The following is a 23,589-nucleotide window of genomic DNA, read 5'->3' on the forward strand; positions in this document are numbered from 1 at the left end:
AAAACAAGATAGTAAGAAAGGAACATGCATGCAACAACACCTGCTCAATCTCGATACCCTCATCAATCTCTATCTTGTGCCGTTCGGTCTCAAGGTTCTCGCCGCGCTGGCGATCTGGATCATCGGCGGCATGCTGATCGCCACCTTCGCCAAGGTCGTGCGTCGCGTACTGACGGCGCGCCAGTTTGAGGCGACACTGATCAATTACGCTGTTTCAGCCATCCATGTGATCTTGCGCGTGCTGCTGGTGATGGGCATTCTGGAAGTCTGCGGCATCCCGACCACCTCGTTTGCCGCCATGATCGGCGCCGTCGGTGTGGCGCTGGGCGTGGCCTGGTCGGGCCTGCTGTCGAACTTCGCGGCCGGTGTCTTCCTGGTGGTGCTGCGCCCGTTCAAAGTCGGCGACTACATCACCGCTGCGGGGCAAACCGGCACGGTGACGGATATCGGCCTGGTGACGACGACCATACTGACCGACAACAATCTGCGCGTGATCATCGGCAACAACAAACTGTTCTCCGACATCATCACCAACTACAACGTCCATCCGACCCGCCGCGTCGATCTGCGTTGCCAGATTGCTTACGGCGTCGATCCGGCGCAGGCAATTGCGCGCCTGACCGACAAGGTATCGCGCATTCCCAATGTGCTGACCTCCCCGGCCATCGCCGTGGTGATTCAGGAGTTCAACGCCATGGGCACGCTGCTGGCGGTACGCCTGTACGCCCCGACGCCGAACTACGGTCAGGTCTACAACGACACCAACCAGGCCATCGCCCAGACTTGCGCCGAGGCTGGCTGGCCGGCACCGGCAACTTATCAGGTCAGCGTCGCCAATGCGACGAACGCTGCCAATACAGCCGCCGACAACGCTGCGCCGCAGGCTTGATCCTGCCGACTTGCACCTGATGTGCGCACTTTTCACGACATATCTGCGTACAATCCTCTTGCCAAGCCTGTTCCGGAGCCTTCAAAACGGCTCCGGGCTATCCGCTGAAGGCCCTGTCAGGGTACAATCGCGGGGGTAATTTTTATTGCGTGCACCAGAGCGCCTTTTACGGCTGCCACCACGCCCCCTACCGACGACACCCCGTGACATCATCTGCTAACGCTGCCTCTACCGTTAAAGCCTATCTGCAAGACCTTCAGCACCGCATCGTTGCGGCGTTGGAAAGTGTTGACGGCAAGCCTTTCCTGACCGACTCCTGGCAACGCCCTGAAGGCGGCGGCGGAACATCGCGCATCATCGAAGAAGGCAATGTGCTGGAGCGCGGCGGCGTCGGTTTTTCGCACGTGATGGGCAAGAACCTGCCCCCCTCGGCTGCAGCCAATCGCCCGGAAATCGCCGGTCGCGAATGGGAAGCCATGGGCGTATCGCTGGTGCTGCATCCGCGCAATCCTTATGCGCCGACAGTGCACATGAATGTGCGCTTTTTTACGACGAAGGCGGAAGGTCAGGAGCCGGTCTGGTGGTTTGGCGGCGGCATGGATCTGACGCCTTACTACGGCTTCGCCGAAGACGCGACCCATTTCCACCGCACCTGTCGCGATGCGCTGGCACCGTTCGGCGACGACCTGCACCCGCGCTTCAAGAAATGGTGCGACGAGTATTTTTCTCTGAAGCATCGCAAGGAAGCACGCGGCGTCGGCGGGATTTTCTTCGATGATTTCAATGCGCTGCCGTTTGACGAGAGTTTTGCGCTGATCCGCAGCGTCGGCGATCGCTTCCTCGAGGCTTACCTGCCAATCCTGCAGCAGCGCAAGGACACGCCTTACGGCGAGCGCGAACGCGACTTCCAGGCGTATCGTCGCGGACGTTATGTCGAGTTCAACCTGGTGTTTGACCGCGGCACGCTGTTCGGCCTGCAATCGGGTGGACGCACCGAGTCGATCCTGATGTCAATGCCGCCGGTGGTGAAATGGCGCTATAACTGGCAGCCCGAAGACGGCAGCCCGGAAGCACAGCTCTATACCGATTTCCTGCCGCACAAGGAATGGATCTAGTGGCGGCCGATACTCCGATGCAAGCATCGCGCTGCATTGCCATCCTCGGCGGCAGCTTCGATCCCGTCCACAACGGCCACGTCGCGCTGGGCGACTATTTTGTCGAACTGCTGCAACCGGATGAACTGCGCGTCATTCCTGCGGGCAACCCCTGGCAAAAGCATGGCCTGCAGGCAACGCCGGCGCAACGCGTGGAGATGGTCGAGCTGGCGTTCGGCCATGAACATGTACCTGTGGTGATTGACCAACAGGAAATTCGCCGTACGACGGCAACTTACACCATCGATACCTTGCAGGCCTTGCGGGCCGAGCTTGGTCCCGAGGTCTCCATCGTCTTTTTGATGGGTGCAGACCAATTGCAGCATCTGGACACCTGGCAAGGCTGGCAACAGCTGTTCGACTATGCCCACCTGTGCGCCGCTTCGCGCCCGGGCTTTGGCATCGACGCCGCGCAGGTGCCGGATGTTGTCATGCAGGAATTCACACGCCGTGCCGGCACTGAAAAGGAAATACGCACCACCTCGCACGGCAAAGCCTATCTGGCATCCAGTCTCGACGTCGATATTTCGTCGACCGAGATCCGTTCCTTGCTGCAACGCGGCGAAAGACCGGAGTCGCTGATCCCGGCGAGGGTGCTAGACTATATCGAACAACATCATCTCTATCAAAACTAATGGACATCAAAAAACTGCAAACCGCCGTCGTCGACGCGCTGGAAGACGTCAAAGCTCAAGACATCAAGATCTATGACACCACTCACCTGACCAGCCTGTTCGACCGCGTGGCAATTGCCTCCGGTACGTCGAATCGTCAGACCAAGGCACTGGCCGCATCCGTGCGCGACAAGGTCAAGGCCAAGGGCGGCCATGTCGTCAGCGTCGAAGGCGAAGACACCGGCGAATGGGTGCTGGTTGACCTGGGCGACATGATCGTCCACATCATGCAACCGGCCATCCGCGCCTACTATCGTCTGGAAGAAATCTGGGGCGACAAGGAAGTGAAGATGGGCGCAGCCAAGCGCGTGGCTTCCACCGCTGCCGCCAAGAAAGCCGCCGAAGACGAAAAGCCGACCAAGATGCGCCGCACCCGCGAACAAGCCGAGGCGGTTGAAGCCAGCCAGGCGATCGACGACGACGAAACACCAAAGAAGCCGGCACGCAAACCACGCGCCACCGCAGCAACGACTGAAGCCAAGCCGGCGCCGAAGACGACACGTACTCCACGTGCATCAACCACGCTCAGCGCAGCCAAGACCAAGGCCGCTGCCGGAACCGGTACAGCTACCAAACGCAAAGCACCAGCGTCAAAAGCGGTCGGCAAAACCGTTAAGGTCGCGACGCCAAAGAGCGCCGTTGCATCGAAAAAGGCCGCTGCAGCCAAGCGCCCGGCACGTCCAAAAGCCAAGGCCTGATGCCGGTCGTGTGAGCCATGCAGCTCATCATTACCGCCGTCGGCCACAAAATGCCGGGATGGATCGAATCGGGGTTTAACGAATACACCAAGAGAATGCCGGCCGAGTGCCGGGTTCTGTTGAAAGAAATTAAACCGATCGAACGCTCCGGCAGCAGGACCGCAGAAACCGTGATGTCGCAGGAACGCAGCAAGATCGAAGCGGCCCTGCCGAAAGGTGCGCGCATCATTGCACTGGACGAGCACGGCAAGGACATCACTTCAGTACAGTTATCGCAGTTGCTCACGCAATGGCAGCAGGACGGCCGCGATGTCGCCTTCGTGATCGGCGGCGCCGACGGACTCGATCCCGGCCTCAAAGCCAATGCCGACATGCTGGTGCGCATTTCCAGCCTGACGCTGCCGCACGGCATGGTGCGCGTGCTGTTGGCGGAACAGTTATACCGCGCCTGGTCGATTACGCAGAATCATCCTTATCACCGCGTATAAGGATCGAAGGCGTAACAAACCGGGAACGGAAAGAAAACAAGCAAGCACATCGGCGCAGTTGGAAACACCGCGGCGATGTACGGATAAATACTGAGAAGTGTTGCTTCATGAAACTTGCTGACAAAAAAATCTACCTCGCCTCCAAAAGTCCGCGCCGGCGTGAACTGCTGCGCCAGATCGGCATCGACTTCGAACTGCTGCTCAACGACAAGGAAGTCGACGAGCAAGTTCTTCCCGACGAAAAACCAGCAACCTATGTTGCCCGCGTCACGCGCGACAAACTCATGAGCGCGCGCCAGACCATGCTGTACCGGCAATTGCCGATGCGTCCCATCCTCGCGGCTGACACCACGGTCGTCGTCGACGATCTGATCCTCGGCAAACCGGCAGACGTGAAAGAAGCGGTTGAGATGATCACCCGTCTGTCCGGTCGCACGCATCAGGTGCTTACCAGCATCGCCGTCGCGTTCCAGGAACAGATGTGGCAGATCACGCAATATTCCGACGTCGCCTTTGAGACCCTGACCGACGACATGATCCGGGCCTACTGCTCCACGCAAGAGCCTTACGACAAGGCCGGCGGCTACGGCATTCAAGGGCTGGCATCAATTTTTATCAAGGACATCGCCGGCAGCCATTCCGGCATCATGGGCCTGCCGCTGTTCGAGACGGCACAACTGCTGCAAAATGCCGGCCTGCGCATCCTGCCGCCGGCCACGCTGTGATCACGTTGATCGCGGCCCGCACTTCCAAGAATTCACATTTTAGGGTCACCAGACCATGAACGAAGACATCCTGATCAACATCACGCCGCAGGAGACGCGCGTCGCGCTGATCCTGCAAGGTGCGGTGCAAGAACTCCACATCGAGCGCACACTTTCGCGCGGCCTCGCCGGCAATATCTATCTGGGCAAAGTCGTACGTGTCCTGCCCGGCATGCAATCGGCCTTCATCGACATCGGCCTCGAACGTGCAGCCTTCCTGCACGTCGCCGACATCTGGGAAGCCAAACCGCACGACGGCCAGCACAACCAGAACGCGCCGCAAATCCCGATTGAAAAACTGCTCTTCGACGGCCAGACCATCACAGTCCAGGTCATCAAAGATCCGATCGGCACCAAGGGCGCACGCCTGTCGACGCAAATTTCCATTGCCGGCCGCATGCTGGTCTATCTGCCGCAAGACAAGCACATCGGCATCTCGCAACGCATCGAAAACGAAGCCGAGCGCGAACTGTTGCGCAGCAAAGTGCAGAGCCTGTTGCCACCGGAAGAAAAAGGCGGCTTCATCATCCGCACCATGGCCGAAGATGCCTCCGATGCCGACCTGCAGATGGACGTCGAATACTTGCGCAAGACCTGGGCCAGTATCGTTACCCAGACCAAGACCAAACCCGCAGCCACGCTGATGTATCAGGATCTGAGCCTGGCGCAGCGCGTATTGCGCGACTTTGTCAGCGACGACACCTCCAACATCCAGGTCGACTCGCGCGAAAACTTCCAGATGCTGCAGGAGTTCGGCACGCTGTACACGCCGTCAGTGCTGCCCAAGCTGATGCACTATCGCGGCGAGCGTCCGCTCTTTGATCTGTACGGTGTGGAGGAAGAAATCGAACGTGCGCTCGGCCGCCGCGTCGATCTGAAATCCGGCGGTTATCTGATCGTCGACCAGACCGAAGCGATGACCACTATCGACGTCAATACCGGCAGTTTCGTCAACGGCCGCAACTTCGACGACACGATTTTCAAAACCAATCTGGAAGCGGCGCACGCCATCGCACGCCAGTTGCGCCTGCGCAATCTGGGCGGCATCATCATCCTTGATTTCATCGACATGGAGAACCTTGAGCACCGCGCCGCCGTGCTCTCGGAATTGAACAAAGCCTTGCAGCGCGATCGCACCAAAATCTCAGTATCCAATTTCTCGACGCTGGGTCTGGTGGAAATGACACGCAAGCGCACACGCGAATCGCTGGCACATATCCTGTGCGAAACCTGCCCGGCTTGCAAAGGTAAAGGCCAGGTCAAAACCTCGCGCACGGTCTGCTACGAAATCCTGCGCGAAGTCTTACGCGAAGCAAAGCAATTCAACCCGCGCGAATTTCGCATCCTGGCTTCGCAAGTGGTGGTGGACATGTTCCTGGAAGAGGAATCCCAGCATCTGGCAATGCTCGGTGACTTCATCAAGAAGCCAATTTCATTGCAGGTACAGACGGATTATCCGCAAGAGCAATACGACATTATTTTGATGTAACTTTTCTCTATGCCGTAGAAGAGGAAAAAAACAATCCGAATTGGCAGTGCAACTGGCAGAACGAAGCCGGTTGCGCTGCCATTGCTCATTTTTGGACTGACGTATCTTGTTCCAAAAAGCACCCCACACATGCACCAGTGGCTCAAATCCGGCATGCAATGGCCGGTAAAGACGCATATCGACAATTGTCCTTGTCCGGCTCATTACGCATAATCTATGCAACGCTGAAACGCTCCCGCATCTGGCCGGCCCGGCGCAACACCTGCTCACGATCCCACTCGTTTTTGAAACAGCGCCATTGATGATGCCCTCTGCCAACGCCTCCCTTCCCGATATCCTTGCCCCGGGACTCGACGTCATTTTCTGCGGTATCAATCCGGGAATGCGCGCCGCAGAGACTGGCCATCATTTCATGGGAAGAAGCAATCGCTTCTGGAAGACCATGCATCTGTCTGGCTTCACGCCGACACGCATCGATCCGCTCAACGACCGCCAGATACTTGCGCATCGCTGTGGCCTGACGACCGTAGTTGAACGCCCGACCGCGCGTGCTGACGAGTTGCTGCGGGATGAGTTTATTTCTTCTTCGACGGCGTTACGCGAAAAAATTGAACGACTTAAACCCAGATACATAGCTTTTTTAGGCAAGCCGGCCTATCAGGTTATTTCAGGAAACCCTAAAGTCATCTGGGGAAAGCAGGCAGAACTTTTTGGCGGCGCGATGGTGTGGCTCTTGCCGAACCCAAGCGGATTGAACCGGGGATTTAGTCTGGATGCGCTGGTAGAGGCGTATCAGGCCTTGCGTTACGAACTTGTGAGAGTAACTCGTTGAGATCCAGACGCAGCTACTGTTTAGCGGAGCTGAAAGTTTTTGTCTACCTCTACAGCAGCAGGCATTTCCCGACCACCCAGTTCCAGCACCGTGCGCTCGATCTCGGTCGCGATGGCGTCCAGCGCGAGGCAATTGGGAGCAGTGCCAAAAGGTTCGGAGATCTCACTGGCGATGGCTTCCAACGCCAGAAAGGTATACGACACGAAAACGGAAATAACCGGTGTCGCAATACCGATGGTGTCGACCAGCCCGAACGGCAGCAGCAGGCAATACACATACACAGTTCGGTGCAACAGCACGCTATAGGGATAGGGAATCGGCGTCGATGCGATGCGCTCGCAGGCGCCGAGAATGACGCCGAGTTCGTTGAGCTGATTGTCCAGCATCCATAGCTGCTCGCTGCACAGATGGCCGGTACGATGTGCCGCTGCGATCATGTCGCGCAATCTGTCGAGCAGCATGACGGGGCGATATTGCACCTGCCCGCACTTTGCCAGATCATCACGGGACAGCAGGCGACCGAGGTCATCATTCCAGGCGCTGTGACGTAACTGATGCTTCAATGCGTACACGAAGGCGATCAGACGATTTTCAAACAAGACCTGATCGAACTCACCAACGCCCGGATTGCCGTAGCGCTGCGCCTGCGATGTCAGCGTACGCGCCGAGATGAGCAACTGCCCCCACATCTTGCGCGCCTCCCAGAAGCGCTCGTAACTGGCGTTGTTTCTGAACGCAAGGAAAATCGCCAGCGCCAGCCCCAACAGGGTGAAAGAAGCAATATTAAGCGGCAATTTTTCGCCAAGCACACTCCCCTTGGTGACGACGGCAAGCGTCGACACGATGGTCATCAAGGCCATCTGCGGCAGGATCGACGGCAACACCGAGCCATCCCAGACCAGAAGCATCCGAAACCAGTTTTGCTGCGGGCGGACAATCATTTTGGGCTCTCTCGACAGTATGAAGACGCTATACGTCAGAGAATACGCCCAAACGACATCCTCACAGGAGTACAGATTTTCTATCAGGAGTGATGTACAGCTGACAAGTGCATGCTGTCACACGCCCGGTGGCAAATAGCTTTGCGCTAAGCGTATCCAGTACTCGACGCCATAAGCGATGACGTCGTCGTTGAAGTCGTAATGGGCGTTGTGCAGCCGGTGATTGTTTCCCTTCGCAGCGTTGCCGATGAGGATATACGCACCGGGACGCTCCTCCAGCATGAAGCCAAAATCCTCCGAGGTCATGTTGGCCGGTACATCGCCATCTACTTGCTCCGCACCGAAACAGGACTCCAGCACGCGCTTGCAAAAAGCGGTCTCCGCTGCGGTATTGGCCGTTGCCGGGTAGTACTGAAAGAAATCCAGAACTGCTTTGGCGCCGTGCATGGAAGCAATGCTTTCAGCGATGCGCGCCATTTCACCCTGCAATTTTTTCAACAGGGACGATGACAAGGTGCGCACCGTTCCGCGCAGTTCGGCGCTGTCCGGGATCACGTTGTCGGTCTCGCCGGCGTTGAACATGCACACCGAGATCACGGCGGGATCGACGGCACTCTTGTGCCGTGAGATCAGCGTCTGAAACTGTTGCACGATGGCGCAGGCGATAGGAATCGGATCGATGCCCAGCTGCGGTTGCGCAGCATGTGCGCCGCGTCCGTTGACGGTAATCCGGAAGCGCAGCCCGGCGGCCATGATCGGGCCAACGCGCAAACCAAACTGACCGACTGGCAAGTCCGGCCAGTTGTGCATCCCAAATACCGCCGCCGTCGGAAATTCATCGAACAAGCCGTCGTCCATCATCTTGCGTGCACCGGCACCGCCCTCTTCACCCGGCTGGAATACGAAATGCACGTCGCACTCTGGTGCCGGCAGCGTCTTCATCAGCAAGGCTGCACCCAACAGCATCGTGGTGTGGCCGTCATGACCGCAGGCGTGCATGCGGCCTTCGCAGGAGGAGCTATGCGCGAAGACATTCTTTTCACGGATCGGCAGGGCATCCATGTCCGCTCGCAACAGAATTCCCGGGCCGTCTCGCCGCCCCTTGAGCGTGGCGACCACGCCGGTACCGCCCATACCTTGACGCACGGTAAAGCCGGCGTTCTGCAATTCTGCAACCACTGCGGCAGCAGTCCTGTGCTCTTCAAAACGCAGCTCGGGATGGCGATGCAGATCACGCCGGAAGCTGCTCAAAAAAGACAGATTGGCGGCAATCATGGTGCGCAGCATCTGACTGTCGGAAAAAGCCGGAGCGTCAATAGAAGTCATGATAATGGAATTGAAATCAAGAAAAAGCGGCGCGGTATGAAGGCAGACGTCTCAACATGGTTTGCCTTACCGCGCCGCTGCAACGATTACGCCACCGAGTCAGCCTGCAATGATCCGCTGCCTTGCTTGGCGCTGGAACGCGTCACGGCAGAGACCAGCACCATCGCAATCACGTTCAGCGCCAGCGCCACGACACCGACGTTGGTATCCTTCAGCGCATCTGGAATAAAAGGCAGCAGATCAGCGATCGTCATCTTGGTGATCGACAGAACCGCTACGGTTGCCTCACCCACCAGAATACCGACGATGGCGCCGGCCTTGCTCACCGGCCTGGATGGCAACAGGCTTGCCAGCAAGGCCGGGAACAATTGCGTAACCAGACTGTAGGCCATCAGCAGCAGTGACACGATGGTTTGTCCGCCTTGCAGGGTAAACCACAGGCCGGCCAGCATCACCAGCGGTGCTGCCAGTTTGGCGACGCGTCCGATATGCTGGTTGTCGGCTGCCGCATTGCCTGTCGATGTGCGCCAAGCACGATAGACGTTATTGGCCAGCAGTGTCGATACGGCCATCAGAATCATCGAACCGGGAACGATAGCCGTCAGCACACCGGCAGCGCCAATGATGCCGACCACCCATGGATCAAAGGTCGCGAGCGAAATCTTGAACAGCGCCAGATCGATATCGGGACCGGTCAGGCCGGGAATCTGCAAGACCGCTGCAAAGCCCACAAAGAACACGAACAACAGCATCATCTGATAGATCGGCAACGTATAAGCATTGCGGCGCAGGTTCTGTGCGCTCTTGGCGGTGAAGGACGCCATGAACATGTGCGGCCACATGTAAAAACCCAATGTTGTCAGCAGCACGGTGGAGGTCATCCACACAGCGCTCTTGCCGGTCGCAGGCAAGGCCAGGAAACCAGGCTTGGCATGTTCGATCGCTTCAAACATCGGCGTGATGCCGCCGTAGTAATGCCATGGCAGATACAAGCCGAGAAAGATCGCTACCGCCAACACCAGGAAGTCTTTCAATACCGACGTCCATGCCGAACCGTGCACGCCGGACACCATCACGTAAATCACGGTCACGATCGCACCGATCCAGACGCCCTGTGTCGAGCTCAAGCCTGAGTACGACGCCACGCTCACGATGATGCCCAAGCCCTTGAGTTGCAAGACAAGATAAGGCATCAGTGCGACCACACCCACCAGCGCCACCAGGATACCGAGTGCGGGACTGTTGAATTTTTTGGCGAAGAAGTCTGGCTGCGACAGCAGGCTGTGTGTTTTGGCGAAACGCCAGATTGGCGGCAGCAACCAGTAGGACAGCACGAAACTCAAACTGCCGAATCCCAGCATGTAATACGCCGGACCACCAACGCCGTAGGCAAAACCGCTACCGCCGAGAAACACGAAGGTCGTGTAGATCTCGCCTGCCATCAGCAGAAACACCAGCCCGGCGCCGAAACCGCGTCCGGCCACCGTCCACTGCTCCAGGCTCATGTCCTTGCCGCGCTGTGCGCGCACGCCGAGCCACAAAGCCAGCAACATCGTGCCGAAAATAAGGATGAGGGAAATATTCATGTCACTCTCCTTGTTCGCCAAGTTCAGCGGGTTCAACATACGCGGGCGCGTTGCGCGGGTCGAAGCGATATACGATGTACATCACCACCGAGGTCATCGCCAGCGACAGCGCCATCCACGACAACAGAAACGGCAGACCGAATAAAAACGGCGTGACACGATTGGCGAAAAAAGGCCCGAGCATGACGGATGCCACGGGCACTAACGCAAGATACCTAACTGCACTCATTGAATCCCCCCTTGAATTGACAATTGACAAATGCAAACGACAACAAGCGTGGTCTGCCGCCGATACGACGACGTGCAAGCAGCAGAGACAGGCGACGATGGACTGCAAGGTTCCCAGCGCAGATCACTGGCAAACCGGACTGACGAACTAAACTCAACAACTAAAAATGCAAAATGGAACAGAACAAAACAGAAGGACCCGGATGGATTACATCCTGTCTCCTCCACAGCAAGAACAGAGCCAAAAACGGGGCCTAACCCAGTAACTTGTGGGAGACCGATTTGACGTGGGTGTAATGCTCCAGTCCTTCGGTGCCCCCTTCGCGTCCGTAACCGCTGTCCTTGACGCCGCCGAAGGGCGTCTCCGACACGGCGGACACCATGTGATTGATGGCCAGATTGCCGACTTCGAGTTCGGTCGACAGCTTGTACGCATAGTTGGCCGATTCGGTGAAGGCGTAACCGGCCAGGCCGAACGGCAAAGCGTTGGCTTTGTCGATGGCCTCGTCAATGTTGTCGACCGGGCTGATCAGGCAGAGCGGGCCGAAGGGTTCTTCGCGCATCGCCAGCGCCGTCACCGGCACATCGGCCAGCACGGTGAACGGAAAGTGATAGCCGGCGCCGGGCAAACGCTTGCCGCCGCACACGACGCGCGCGCCATACAACAGTGCATCGTCGACCATTGCGTCCAAGGCTTGTACCCGGCGCACGTTGGTAACGGGACCGATCTGTACGTCCTCGCGCATGCCGTCGCCGACGCAGATCTTTTCACCGAAAGCTGCGCACGCGGCCACGAAACGGTCGTAGATGGCGCGATGGACGAAGAAGCGAGTCGGCGCCACGCACACCTGGCCGCCGTTGTTGAGCTTGCCTTGCAAAGAGACCGTTGCCGCCAACTCCGGATTGGCGTCTTCGCAGACGATTACCGGCGCGTGTCCGCCGAGTTCCATGATCACCGGTTTCATGTGACGTGCTGCCATTGATGCCAGCTGTTTGCCGACCGCAGTCGAGCCGGTGAAGGTCACCAGCCGCACTAGCGGATGGCAGATCAGCGTTTCTGAAATCTGCGCTGGGTCGCCAAATACAAGGTTGAGCACGCCCGGCGGCAAGCCCGCATCGGTAAATGCCCGAGCCAGCATGACGGCGCCTGCGGGTGTCTCTTCCGCGGCCTTGAGAATGATCGAACAACCTGCTGCCAGCGCACCGCCGACCTTGCGCGCCGGTGAACTCAATGGAAAATTCCAAGGTGTGAACGCAGCGACGACGCCGACCGGTTCACGCAATACGGTATGCCGCATCCCCGGTTCGGCAGGAATCAGGCGACCATACAGGCGGCGTCCTTCATTGGCGTCCCAGGCGATCAGATCGCAGCCGCGCAGTACTTCAGCCCGCGCCTGCGCCAGGGTCTTGCCCTGCTCCAGCGTGATCGCGGCGGCGATAGTGTCGACGCGTTCGCGCATCAGATCGCAGGCGCGCAGCATGATTTCTGCGCGCTTGGCGGGTGCCATGTTCTTCCAGATATGAAAACCTGCATCGGCGGCCTGCAGCGCCAGTTCCAGATGCAGCGGCGTGGCCATCGGCACGGTGCCGATCACGCTTTCGTCGGCCGGATTGAGAATGGGCTTACCGGCGCAGTGTATCCAGTTGCCGTTGATCAGAAATTGAATTTCAGGATAGTTGTTCATGGCTCGACCTTATGTTGTTGGGGCTATGTTTCTTTACTATCTTTTTCCGCTTGCCAGGCGCATTGCTTCCGGCCGCAAGCGCAGGCGATACATGGCAACGCAGCCAAGTGCGGGGCCGATCGCCAGCATGCAGAAGCCGGCGCGCCAGCCCGCCCATGCCACCACTTCCGGCACCAGATGAATACTTGCCAGCGTCAGCAGAAATCCGGCACAGGTTTGTACCGTCAGCAGCGTGCCTGTCATGGACGCATCTCCCAACTCGGCCACGCTGGCAGAAAACTGCGCGGAATCGGCGATCACCGAAATTCCCCATGCCAGCGCAACCGGCACCACCAGCCAGGGTGTCAGGCCGAACAGGAAAGCAATCAGCACTGCGCAGCAAGCGCTGGTCGCCATCGCGGCAATGGTCAGCGTGGTGCGTCCGAATCGATCCGCCAGCCAGCCGCCGCCGCCGGCGCCGACAGCACCAATGGCAATCGCGGCAAACGTCCACAGACTGGCGAAGTGATCCGCACGCGCCATGCCTGCCGCGGCAAAACTCGCCGCAAGAAAAGCAGCCAGCCAGGCCCACATGGCATACAGCTCCCACATGTGGCCGAGGTAACCCAGGTTGGCCAGGCGAATCGCCGGGTTACGCCAGGCCTGAGCCATGTAGTTGAAATCGATGCGGCTGCTGCGCGCCATGCTGGGACCGAGTCCACAGAACAGAATGCAGATTCCGGACAAAGCCGCGCAGGCCGCAGCCATCGCATAAATGGCGCGCCAGTCGATACCGCCCAGGGCCGCCAACAGATGCGGGCTGGCCGAACCGAACGTCAGTCCGCCCACCAGCAAACCGATCAGCAAACCCATATCACGCTGCGCCCACGTCACGGCAAGCCGCATCCCTACCGGATACACGCCGGCCATGCACATGCCGGTGATGAAGCGCAGCAGGAATACCGCCGGCCCAACCGGCGGCATCAGCGCCAGCAGCCCGGTGGCTACTGCCGCCACCAACGCGGACGCCATGAACAGGCGGCGCGGATCGTAGCGGTCAGCCAGTGACAGCAAGGCGCTGATCACCGTGCCGGCGACAAAACCGAACTGCACGGAGCTGGTCAGCAGCGCCTGATCCCATGCGGGGATAGTTTGCGTACGCTTGATCGTCGCTACCACCGAGACGGAAGAAAACCACACCGCCATCGCACCGATTTCGCACAGCAGCAAGATGAACAGGGAGCGCATCTTGCCGGGCAGCGCGATGGTCTGGTGAGACGGCATGGTGTGAGCGCCTGTGTTTGATTTCGAGCTCAATGTCTTACTCAGGCCTGTCAGGCCGCGAGCGCAGTCGGCAGGCGATGGAAATTGCGGCCCAGATAAATCAGCGCCTCCATGCCCTTGTTGCTGCGCGCTGCCTGTACGGAGCAGAAGAACACACTGTGGGTGCCGACTTCCGATACCGAATCGATCTTGCAATCGAGTGCGACCAGCGCATCGACCAGCACCGGCGCGCCTGTGTCGAGGCGCTCCCATTCAGCGGACAGGAAGCGCTCCTTGACGTCGACGCCCTTGCTCGAAAACAGCACCGCCAGTTGCTGCTGGCTGGCCGATAGCACGTTGATGCACAAGGCGCCGTTCTCTTTGAAGATAGTGTTGTTGCGACTGTCGCGATTAATGCAGAGCATCAGCGTCGGCGGCTCGTCGGTGACGCTGCAGACGGCGGATACGGTGCATCCGGCCAGACCTGCAGGACCATCGCTGGTGATGACGTTGACGGCGGCGCCGAAGCTGGACATGGCTTCGCGAAAAATGGCTTTATCGATCATGACGGGCCTTCTCTATGGTGGAACCGATGGAACGGACTACGCGATTGAAATCTGATGCTTGATTCTTTGGACGCAGACTCTCCCGCGGCGCATCGTGACTAGGCGATGCGCCGGCAGAATCATTGATCGGGAGAACGGGCCTGGCCCGGTATTACGGCTTCGGGTGAATCCGGTACTGATTGGCGCTGTGGCTAGCCGGCAGACGTGCCTTACCGAACAGCTTCTCGCGCAACGGCCCCTGCTTGTAAGCGGTCTTGTAGACACCGCGTTCCTGCAGAATCGGCACCACCAGTTCGATGATGTCGTCGAAGCACTCCGGCACGACGGTGCGCGACAGGTTGAACCCGTCGACACCGGCCTGCTCCGACCAGCCCATGAGGGCATCGGCCACCTGCTCCGCCGATCCCACCAACGGTTGCTGGCGGCTGCCCAGCGTCATCTGCTCCAGCAGCTTGCGCTTGGTCCATTGCGGGCCGGCGCTGCGGGTCATGGCCTCGACGTTGGAGACGATCGCCTGGCTCTTGCCGGTTTCAATCGGCTCGTCCATGTCGTACTTGGCGAAGTCGATGCCCATGGAAGCGGCGGCATGCACCAGCGCCGCTTCCGAACTGACGTAGCGTTGGTATTCGGCGAATTTTTCCTTGGCCTGGCTTTCAGTCTTGGCCGTGATGATGGTGGCACCGAGGAAGACCTTGATGTCGGCGGCAGCGCGTCCCAATGCCATCGCCTGTGCGCGGATATCGTCCACGATGTTCTTGACCCCGTCCTTGCTTTGACCGTTGACGAAGACGCACTCTGCATGCGTGGCGGCGAACTGACGGCCACGTGTGGAGGAGCCGGCCTGATATAACACCGGCGTGCGCTGTGGCGACGGCTCCGACAGATGCATGGCGTCGACTTGATATTGGCGTCCACGATGATGGACGACGTGTACTTTGGCTGGATCGGCGTAGAAACCGTCAGCGCGATTGACCTGTACGGCGCCGTCTTCCCAGCTGCCTTCCCAGAGCTTATAGACCAGCTCCATGTATTCATCCGCCAAATCATAGCGGTCGTCATGCGCCATCTGGCCGGAAAGGCCGATCGCACGTGCTGCGCTGTCCAGATAACCAGTCACGATATTCCAACCGACGCGGCCGCCTGTCAGGTGATCGAGCGTGGACATGCGCCGTGCAAACAGGAATGGCGATTCGTAGACCAGGTTGCTGGTGACACCGAAACCGAGGTGGGTAGTAACGCCCGCCATGGCCGGAATCAGCATGGTCGGATCATTGACCGGCACCTGTACAGCGCCGCGGATGGCCGCGTCCGGGTTGCCTGCATACACATCATAGACACCGACAACGTCAGCGAAGAAGATACCGTCGAACAAGCCCTTCTCGAGCTTTTTCGCGTAGTCCATCCAATAGTGGATGTCGCGATAGTCGGCGGAACAATCGCGCGGATGGCGCCACAGGCCTTGCTGAATATGCCCAACGCAGTTCATGTCGAATGCGTTGAAATGGATTTCCTTGGACATCCTGTCTCCTCGATAGTGAATACTGTTGAAAGCTTCGTTATGCTTTTTTGTCGCTGCAAACCGACGCAACCTCAATCCATCAGGTGCATCTGCATCGTATTTTTTCTGCTTATCTATCGTTTACTATATTGGACAAAAATACACTATGCAAGAATATTCTGTATATTTCTTAGACTAAATAAAGATGCCCCACATTGATCCGGATCAAGCCCGGTTGCGGTGCGCGCGCTTCTCCGAGTTTCCCCAGTCAGGTGCAGCGGTTATAATCTTGACCTTACCGACCTCGATCGCCCACTCGCTTGAATACCTCCCACGCCCTCATCGCAGAAGACCCAACCCAGGCTATTTCCACCCGTATCAAGATCGAACGCGGAAGCAGAGGCTGGTCCCTGGCAGAATTGTCAGAGCGCTCTGGCGTGTCGAAGGCGATGATCAGCAAGATTGAGCGCGGCGAAGCCAGCCCCACCGCAACTGTACTGGGCCGCCTGTCAGGCGCATTCGGCCTGGCGCTGTCGATGCTGCTGTCGCTGGCGGAACAGAATGGCAACCGCCTGAACCAGCACGCGCATCAGAACGTCTGGACTGATCCCGAAACCGGCTATACCCGCCGCACCCTGTCGCCACCCGCCGGCGGCATGTTGGAGCTGCTGGAAATCATCCTGCCGCCCAAGGTCAGCGTTCCCTATCCGGCCAGCGCCTTTACCTTTCAGCATGAGCAAATCCTGATGGTGGAAGGCCGCCTGCTGTTCCGCGAAGGCGAGCAAGAACATCAGCTCAACCCAGGCGACTGCCTCCAGCTTGGACCGCCAATGGACTGCGTGTTTACCAACTCTGGCAATAAAGCCTGCAAATACCTGATTGCACTCGTACGTCGCTAATCGCAACGCATACCAAGAGTGCGCCGAGCATCGTGCGGCAGACTTGTGAGCTGCCGGCTGATGAGACACGGCTAAAAAGTTGCAACAAAGACAAATATATTCCCCTCCGCTTTACATGCGACGCAGGTCAACTACCCCCGCCCTTGCATTACAATGTGCGGTTTCCCCGATTTGTGGCCGGGCGGCGCTTTTACAGGTGCATTCAGGGGCAATTCAGAGGGATCCGGGATGATCTGGGCGCACCGATTTACGCCCCCGCGAGCAGATAGCCGTGGCTTGATCGCCCGTCGCATTTTCAATTGCAGCAATCAGTAAGGAACAACATGTTTTTGTCCCACAATATGAAGCGCCTCGCCGCTCTGCACTGGCCGTACAAGAAGCGTCTGGCGATTGCGTTTCTCGCCATGATCGTCACGGCGGCAACCGAGCCGGTCGTGCCATACATCTTTCAGGTGTTGCTGGACAAGGGCTTTGTCGGCAAGCCGGCATTCTCGCTATGGCTGGTGCCGGCGGCGGTGATCGGGATTTTCTTCATCCGTGGCATTGCAACTTTCACCAGTTCATACATGATGACCTGGGTGTCGACGCGTATCCTCAACGAACTGCGCCGCCAGATGTTTGCGCGCATGCTGGACCTGCCGGTCAACTTCTACGCCACCAACACCGTCGGTAAAGTGATCAACTCGATGATGTTTGAAGTGCAGCAGATCATCGATATGGTGACCAAGGTGTTTACCTCCATCGTGCGCTCGGCGCTGACGGTGCTGGGTCTGCTGGCCTGGCTGCTGTATCTGAACTGGGTCTTGACCATCGTCACGCTGGTGTTGCTGCCGCTGGTGACCGTGGTGGTGCGCACCACCGGCAAGCGTCTGAAAAAGCTCAACCGCGATTCGCTCGCCGTCAACGCGGAACTGACGCAGGTTATCGAAGAAACCACCCGCGCCCAACAAGTCATCAAGGTCTTCGGCGGTCATGACTATGAAAAAGGCCGCTTCCACGAACGCGCCGAGAACCTGCGCCGCTACACCATGCGCATGACCACTGCGTTTTCAGCGACCGTGCCGATCACGCAGCTGATGACGGCTTGCGCCGTGGCGATCGTGATCGTGATGGCGCTGATCCAGTCGGGTAACGGCCAGATCACCGTCGGCGGCTTCGTCTCTTTCCTTACGGCGATGCTGATGCTGCTGGCGCCGCTTAAACAGCTCGCCGAAATCAATGGCCCGCTGCAACGCGGGATGGCTGCTGCCGAAGAAGTCTATAACCTGATCGACAAGACCACGGAGCGCACCGGCGGCGAAGCGCTCACTCAGCGTGCCTCGGGCAAACTCGATCTGGTCGACGTCGATTTTTCCTACCCTGGTCACGCCCAGCTGGCGCTGCAGAAGATCAATCTGAACGTGCAACCGGGTGAGACCATCGCCTTCGTCGGCATGTCCGGCGGCGGCAAGTCAACCTTGGTGAGCCTGATTCCGGGCTTTTATTCCGCAACAGGCGGTGAGATCCTGCTAGACGGCAAGCCGATCGAATCGATTTCGCTGATCAGCCTGCGCCAGCAAATCGCCATGGTGAGTCAGAACACCGTGCTGTTCGACGACACGCTGGCGGCCAACATCGCCTACGGCGACGCCAGGCCCGATGCTGAACGCGTACGCGCAGCCGTCATTGCCGCACATCTGACTGACGTCGTAGAAGGCATGCCGGAAGGCCTGGAAACCCGCATCGGCGACAACGGCTCGCGTCTGTCCGGCGGCCAGCGCCAGCGTGTAGCCATCGCCCGCGCCATCTACAAGGATGCGCCTATCCTGATCCTCGACGAAGCCACCTCGGCGCTCGATACCGAATCCGAACGCGCCGTGCAAGCTGCGCTGGATCGTCTGATGGAAGGCCGCACCACCTTCGTGATTGCACACCGTCTGTCGACCATCGAACGCGCCGACCGCATCGTCGTGCTGTCGCACGGCCAGATCGTCGAAGTCGGCAGCCATCAGCAGTTGCTGGCCAACGAAAGCGTGTATGCCAATCTCTACCGGTTACAATTCTCGCAGCAGGCAGCCTGAGACCATTGCGAACGCAAGGCAAAAAGACTAAAGAACATCGCGAAGCATCAGAGAAAAACTCAACCATGCCCCAGACACTCATTCCAGCAGCGTTGCTGAAAAAGTCGGACAAGATCCTGTTCATCGCCCATCTGGCGCTGGGCGATTTCACCTACCTGCAGAATTTCTTCCAGGCCTTCAAAAACGCCAATCCGCATTTGCAGGTCGACTTATGGGTAGATGAAGTACGCCGCACCAGCGACGAATCGCAATGGAAGCATCTGCAAAAATATTCACTGTACGATTGGGTCGCCGCCTGCCCGTTCTTCAACAAGATCTATACCCGTACCTACAGCCCGGCGCTGTATCAGGAATCGATCATGGAAGCGCAGCAGGAGCATTACCCTATCGTTGTCTCGCTGGCGACTCTGCGGCCGCACCTGTACGCTGCCCTGGCGCGCAGTATCAGCCCGGACGGGCTGGTCGTCGGCATGAAGAAGCCGGTGAAGTTCTACCAGCCGCACCATCAGTTGGCTTACCGCAAACTCAATGCTGCGATTCCCCCGTACACCGTGGACCGCAGCAATCCACAGCACATCAGTGACGTCTACGCGCACTGGTTCCATCAGCTCAGTGGACTGGAAGTCAGCGCGGCGGAGCGTTTTCCGTTTGTCGACATCCCGCCGCAATGGCAACGGTATGCGCAAGAAAAACTGGCAGCGTGGGGCTTCAGGAGTGCCGAAGGTAATCAGGGAAAACTGATCTTCATCAATCCTTATGCCAAAACCAAGAAGCGCTGCTGGCCGCTGGAGCATGTCGCCGAACTGATCATCGCCATGAAGAAGCAGGACAAATGGCGCGACAGCTGTTTCATCGTCAATGCCGTGCCGCAGGAACTGGCGCACGCGCGGCAAGTCATCAGCAGCTATCAACTGGAACGCACGGAATTGTTCAGCGCTGAAGAAAACTTCTTCCAGCTGCCGGCGATTCTGGAACGATGTGACCTCATCATCTCGGTGGAAACCGCCGTCATGCATCTGGCCAATGCCGTCCATGTCCCGGTGATTGCGCTGATGCGTCAGAAGAATCCGGAGTGGGTGCCGATCGACCGCGCCAACAGCACCGTCATCACCGCTCCGAGTCGCGGCGACTGGGTCAAGGCCGTCAGCGTCGAACAAGTCATGAAAGCCATGCAATGAATGAACCAGTGAATCAACCCGTGGATCTGCAAGCAATGCAAACAACGCAAGCCGTAGCACCTGCCGTCGGCAGCAATGGCAAACCGTCCTTCCACATCGCCTTTTGCGTAGACAATAATTACTTCCGGGCGATGGGCGGTACGATTGCCTCGATCATCGATAACAATCCCGGCCAGCATTTCACTTTCCACGTGTTGGCGTTTGAGGTGACTGAAGACCATCAGCGCCGACTGAAAAAGCTGGAAGAGATGTATGCAGTGAGCACGCAATTGCATCTGCTCGACCTGGCGTCATTCACACAGTTTTCGCACTTCCTCGGCCATTCGCACTACTCGCTGTCCATCTTCACGCGCCTGGTGATCCCGACTGTGCTCAAGGGACAAACTGACCGTGTCTTGTATCTGGACGCGGATATCCTGTGTATCAACAAGCTCGACGAACTGGTCGACATGGACATCAGCCAGGACATCGCAGTGGTGGTGCCGGATGCTCCGGTCACGCTGCAACGCCGCGTTGCCGCACTGGGCCTGAAGCACAATCAATACTTCAACGGCGGCGTGATCTTCATCAATATTGAAAAATGGATCAGCGAAGATATCACGCAACAGACGCTGGACGCGCTGCTCGACAGCAAGACCGACATGCGCTTTAACGACCAGGATGCGCTCAACATCGTGCTCAATGGCCGTGCGCGTTATATCTCGCCGCGCTGGAATTATCTGTACGACCTGATTCATGATCTGAACGTGAATAAATTCGCCATGCGCCCGGTCGGCAAGGCGGTCTTCATTCACTTCGCCGGCGCTGTGAAGCCATGGACCGACTGGAGCGGACACGATGCGCGCCACCTGTTCCGCAAATACCTGTCGCTATCGCCGTGGTCGGATATGCCACTTGATCCGGAGCCAAAGAACACCAAGGAAATGCGCATGCATTCGCGCTTCATGTATCGCCAGGGACGTCCGCTGGAGAGCCTGAAGTGGTATATCCGTTATCTGCGCAAGCGCGCGGCCAAGTAAGCGCCTGCCGGGCCCTACAGGCACCAAGATCTGTGGCGGCAGCGCCGCCTCTCAATGCAAAACGAACAGACCGACAAACGAATTCTCCATGCTCACCTCACCGCCAGCAACCACGCACGACGACAATTCGTTCCATATTGCCTTCTGCGTCGACAATCATTATTTCCGCAGCATGGGGGCGATGATCGCCTCGATCATCGACAACAATCCGACACGACCTTTCACCTTTCACGTGTTCGCATTCTCGGTCACGGAAGATCAGGCACGCCGCATGAAGACGCTGGAGCAGAACGAGCTCATCCGCGTCGTGACGCACGTCGTCGACCGTTCGCTGTTCCATGAGTTTTCAGCGATGATCGCCAAATCCTATTATTCGCTGTCGACCTTCACGCGCCTGATCATTCCGGCCGTGCTCAAGGATGTCACGGACCGGGTGCTGTATCTGGATGCCGACATGCTGTGCGTAGGCAGCGTTGACGAGCTCGCAGCAATGGACATCAGCGACACCGTTGCACTGGTGGTGCCGGACGTCGGCTGGGCGACCAAGGATGGCCGCGACGGGCGTTATTCGGTACTCAAGCTGAAAAACAAGCAATACTTCAACGCCGGCGTGCTCTACATCAACATCCCGGCATGGGAAGCAGAGAAGATCGGCGAGCAAGCTATCCAGACCCTGCTGCGCGACAGCGACAAGCTCGCCTTCAACGATCAGGATGCGCTCAACATCGTGCTCGACGGCAAGGCGCGCTATGTGGCGATCAAGTGGAATTACATCTACAGCATGATCGTCGATCTGAAGCGCGGGAAGCTCGGCATGGATTCAGTCGGCGATGCAGTGTTTATCCATTTCGCAGGCCTGATCAAGCCATGGAACGACTGGAGCGGTCACCAGGCCCGAGAATTGTTCCTCAAGTACCACAAACTGTCGGCGTGGAGCGATGTGCCGCTGGATCAGGCGCCGCTGAATTACAAGGAAATGCGCATCCATGCCCGTTCGTTGTTCAAGCGCGGCATGCCGCTGCAAGGCGCGTACTGGTACCTCGCGCATATCGCCGCCATCATTCGCAAGAAGCTCAAAAAATAAAGGCTGCGCCCCTTTCCGGGAACGCAGCCTTTTCGAGAAAGACAGAATCGCGCAGTCAGTTCTGCAGGCTTTCTTTCGTCTCTTCCCCTCGCAACAGTCCCCACAGAATCACGGTCGTGAACGCCAGCGTCATCACGCCGGTATTATGCGCAAGGAACACTTGCGAAAAACCGAAGCAGATGTAATTAACGATCAGTATGATGCCGCCAATTGCGTAAGGCTTGGCAGCTTTACCGGCAGTTTTGAGATGCCTGATGAACATGCGCATCGGCACTGCATACAAGGCCAGTAATGCGATCAGGCCCAAGATGCCACGTTTGACTTCCGCATCCAGCCATTCGTTGTAGACGTGGTTGTTTTCGCGCATGAACGGATGCACCCGGCCGGCGTCAATTGCAGCGGATTCCCAATCCACAAAGCCGGCTTTGCCCCATCCCAGTAGCGGGCGCTCGACTGCTGCCATAGCTCCTGCACGCCACATCTCCATGCGCGTGCCGATCGATGTCTCGGCATTGCGGACCTTCAGGTAGGTGACGCTTTCGCTGATCGCCAGTTCGGTTCTTGCCTTGAGCTGGGTGCGTGGAATCGCATAAGCCACTGCGATGGCGACTACCACGAATGCGATACCTGCCCATACATAGCGCTTGCTGACTTCACCGCCATAGCAGCGATACATGATGTAGAGGCAGAACGGCAAACCGACCCAGCTGCCGCGGCTTCCCGTGAACAGGGAACCAAGCATGCCCATGACAAAACCACACAACAGGAAGATGACCCACTTGCGCGAATTTTTCTGCTGCATCGCCCAGCCGATACCTGTCAGGCACAAGATACCGATGATGAAGCTGATATTGCCGTATTGGATCTGGTTGGTGTGACCGCCGGCGCGTGCATGAAGCACGAACAGGTTTTGCCAGCCCGCATACAGTCCCGCCAGAATACCGCCAATACCCAAGCCGGCCCAGAAGCAGGCAGGAGACGGCGGGTATGCCCGCAACAGCATCAGCGCAGGAATCGCCAGCAGGAAGCGCAAGGGCAAGTCGTATTCCTTGATGATTTCGCCGTGCAGAATATTCATGCCGACCGAGACCACGAAATAGAAGAAAAACACTGCCATCAACAGCTTGTCTTCACGATTCAGAGGGACGTCGCGTTTTCTTAACAGCATCAGGCTGCCGAGTACAAGGAAACCGGAGCCGATGGAAAAACCACTGGGAACAATCAACGAAATGGCCGAATAAAGAAAAACGGCAAAGGAGGTAAATCGATTCATGGACAACATTTCCTAC

22 protein-coding genes are annotated in these 23,589 nt (G+C 58.0%); 13 read left to right on the top strand and 9 right to left on the bottom strand.

Going from position 1 to position 23,589, the window contains the following annotated elements; all coding sequences use genetic code 11:
• Positions 1-28 precede the first annotated feature (28 nt).
• The 8 genes from hmeg3_RS18815 (at position 29) to mug (ending at position 6,988) form a co-directional block, all read left to right on the top strand.
• Positions 29-889 (top strand): mechanosensitive ion channel family protein, encoded by an 861-nt coding sequence (locus hmeg3_RS18815; RefSeq protein ID WP_094565082.1) that lies wholly within the window; start codon positions 29-31, stop codon positions 887-889.
• A gap of 203 nt (positions 890-1,092) precedes the next feature.
• Positions 1,093-2,004 carry an oxygen-dependent coproporphyrinogen oxidase gene (hemF, locus tag hmeg3_RS18820; protein WP_094565083.1) on the top strand — a complete coding sequence of 304 codons (912 nt, stop codon included), beginning with the start codon at positions 1,093-1,095 and terminating at the stop codon, positions 2,002-2,004.
• Positions 1,995-2,678 carry a nicotinate-nucleotide adenylyltransferase gene (locus hmeg3_RS18825; protein WP_369828839.1) on the top strand — a complete coding sequence of 228 codons (684 nt, stop codon included), beginning with the start codon at positions 1,995-1,997 and terminating at the stop codon, positions 2,676-2,678. The genes hemF and hmeg3_RS18825 overlap by 10 nt, the downstream gene beginning before the upstream one ends.
• Positions 2,678-3,415 carry a ribosome silencing factor gene (rsfS, locus tag hmeg3_RS18830; RefSeq protein ID WP_094565084.1) on the top strand — a complete coding sequence of 246 codons (738 nt, stop codon included), beginning with the start codon at positions 2,678-2,680 and terminating at the stop codon, positions 3,413-3,415. The genes hmeg3_RS18825 and rsfS overlap by 1 nt, the downstream gene beginning before the upstream one ends.
• 17 nt (positions 3,416-3,432) lie before the next feature.
• A complete protein-coding gene (gene rlmH / locus hmeg3_RS18835; RefSeq protein WP_094565085.1) occupies positions 3,433-3,903 on the top strand; it encodes a 23S rRNA (pseudouridine(1915)-N(3))-methyltransferase RlmH in 471 nt (156 codons plus the stop codon).
• Between the two features lie 107 nt (positions 3,904-4,010).
• Positions 4,011-4,628: a nucleoside triphosphate pyrophosphatase gene (locus tag hmeg3_RS18840; protein WP_094565086.1), complete on the top strand. Its 618-nt coding sequence runs from the start codon at positions 4,011-4,013 to the stop codon at positions 4,626-4,628.
• A 55-nt stretch (positions 4,629-4,683) separates the two neighbouring features.
• Complete coding sequence (gene rng / locus hmeg3_RS18845) at positions 4,684-6,156, top strand: ribonuclease G (protein WP_094565087.1); 1,473 nt, start codon at positions 4,684-4,686, stop codon at positions 6,154-6,156.
• 301 nt (positions 6,157-6,457) lie between these two features.
• A complete protein-coding gene (gene mug / locus hmeg3_RS18850; protein ID WP_232511730.1) occupies positions 6,458-6,988 on the top strand; it encodes a G/U mismatch-specific DNA glycosylase in 531 nt (176 codons plus the stop codon).
• A gap of 20 nt (positions 6,989-7,008) precedes the next feature.
• On the opposite strand, the gene hmeg3_RS18855 is transcribed toward mug, so the two are convergent.
• The 8 genes from hmeg3_RS18855 to hmeg3_RS18890 all read right to left on the bottom strand — a co-directional run bounded on the left by hmeg3_RS18855 (position 7,009) and on the right by hmeg3_RS18890 (position 16,081).
• Positions 7,009-7,929, bottom strand: a complete 921-nt coding sequence (locus hmeg3_RS18855) for a bestrophin family protein (RefSeq protein ID WP_094565088.1) — start codon at positions 7,927-7,929, stop codon at positions 7,009-7,011.
• Positions 7,930-8,046: 117 nt separating this feature from the next.
• On the bottom strand, positions 8,047-9,255 hold the full coding sequence (locus tag hmeg3_RS18860; protein WP_094565089.1) for a M20 aminoacylase family protein: 1,209 nt from the start codon (positions 9,253-9,255) through the stop codon (positions 8,047-8,049).
• 86 nt (positions 9,256-9,341) lie between these two features.
• Positions 9,342-10,841 (bottom strand): sodium:solute symporter, encoded by a 1,500-nt coding sequence (locus hmeg3_RS18865; RefSeq protein WP_094565090.1) that lies wholly within the window; start codon positions 10,839-10,841, stop codon positions 9,342-9,344.
• A gap of 1 nt (position 10,842) precedes the next feature.
• A complete protein-coding gene (locus hmeg3_RS18870; protein WP_232511732.1) occupies positions 10,843-11,025 on the bottom strand; it encodes a DUF3311 domain-containing protein in 183 nt (60 codons plus the stop codon).
• Between the two features lie 298 nt (positions 11,026-11,323).
• Positions 11,324-12,754, bottom strand: coding sequence for an NAD-dependent succinate-semialdehyde dehydrogenase (locus tag hmeg3_RS18875; RefSeq protein ID WP_094565092.1), 1,431 nt, complete (start codon positions 12,752-12,754; stop codon positions 11,324-11,326).
• Positions 12,755-12,790: 36 nt separating this feature from the next.
• A complete protein-coding gene (locus tag hmeg3_RS18880) occupies positions 12,791-14,017 on the bottom strand; it encodes an MFS transporter (RefSeq protein ID WP_094565093.1) in 1,227 nt (408 codons plus the stop codon).
• Between the two features lie 50 nt (positions 14,018-14,067).
• On the bottom strand, positions 14,068-14,562 hold the full coding sequence (locus tag hmeg3_RS18885; RefSeq protein WP_094565094.1) for a flavin reductase: 495 nt from the start codon (positions 14,560-14,562) through the stop codon (positions 14,068-14,070).
• A gap of 151 nt (positions 14,563-14,713) precedes the next feature.
• Positions 14,714-16,081: an LLM class flavin-dependent oxidoreductase gene (locus tag hmeg3_RS18890; RefSeq protein ID WP_094565095.1), complete on the bottom strand. Its 1,368-nt coding sequence runs from the start codon at positions 16,079-16,081 to the stop codon at positions 14,714-14,716.
• A 299-nt stretch (positions 16,082-16,380) separates the two neighbouring features.
• On the opposite strand from hmeg3_RS18890, the gene hmeg3_RS18895 reads away from it, so the two are divergent.
• The 5 genes from hmeg3_RS18895 (at position 16,381) to hmeg3_RS18915 (ending at position 22,300) form a co-directional block, all read left to right on the top strand.
• Positions 16,381-16,959 (top strand): XRE family transcriptional regulator, encoded by a 579-nt coding sequence (locus tag hmeg3_RS18895; protein ID WP_232511733.1) that lies wholly within the window; start codon positions 16,381-16,383, stop codon positions 16,957-16,959.
• Positions 16,960-17,282: 323 nt separating this feature from the next.
• Entirely contained in the window at positions 17,283-19,019 is a 1,737-nt protein-coding gene (msbA, locus tag hmeg3_RS18900; RefSeq protein WP_094565096.1) for a lipid A export permease/ATP-binding protein MsbA, read from the top strand.
• Positions 19,020-19,084: 65 nt separating this feature from the next.
• On the top strand, positions 19,085-20,197 hold the full coding sequence (locus hmeg3_RS18905) for a glycosyltransferase family 9 protein (protein ID WP_094565097.1): 1,113 nt from the start codon (positions 19,085-19,087) through the stop codon (positions 20,195-20,197).
• Positions 20,198-20,232: 35 nt separating this feature from the next.
• Positions 20,233-21,216, top strand: coding sequence for a glycosyltransferase family 8 protein (locus hmeg3_RS18910; RefSeq protein ID WP_094566451.1), 984 nt, complete (start codon positions 20,233-20,235; stop codon positions 21,214-21,216).
• Positions 21,217-21,304: 88 nt separating this feature from the next.
• Positions 21,305-22,300, top strand: a complete 996-nt coding sequence (locus hmeg3_RS18915) for a glycosyltransferase family 8 protein (RefSeq protein ID WP_094565098.1) — start codon at positions 21,305-21,307, stop codon at positions 22,298-22,300.
• 55 nt (positions 22,301-22,355) lie between these two features.
• On the opposite strand, the gene hmeg3_RS18920 is transcribed toward hmeg3_RS18915, so the two are convergent.
• Positions 22,356-23,573 carry an O-antigen ligase gene (locus tag hmeg3_RS18920; protein ID WP_094565099.1) on the bottom strand — a complete coding sequence of 406 codons (1,218 nt, stop codon included), beginning with the start codon at positions 23,571-23,573 and terminating at the stop codon, positions 22,356-22,358.
• Positions 23,574-23,589: the final 16 nt, after the last annotated feature.

Origin of the sequence: Herbaspirillum sp. meg3, assembly GCF_002257565.1 — a bacterium.
GTDB lineage: Bacteria > Pseudomonadota > Gammaproteobacteria > Burkholderiales > Burkholderiaceae_D > Herbaspirillum.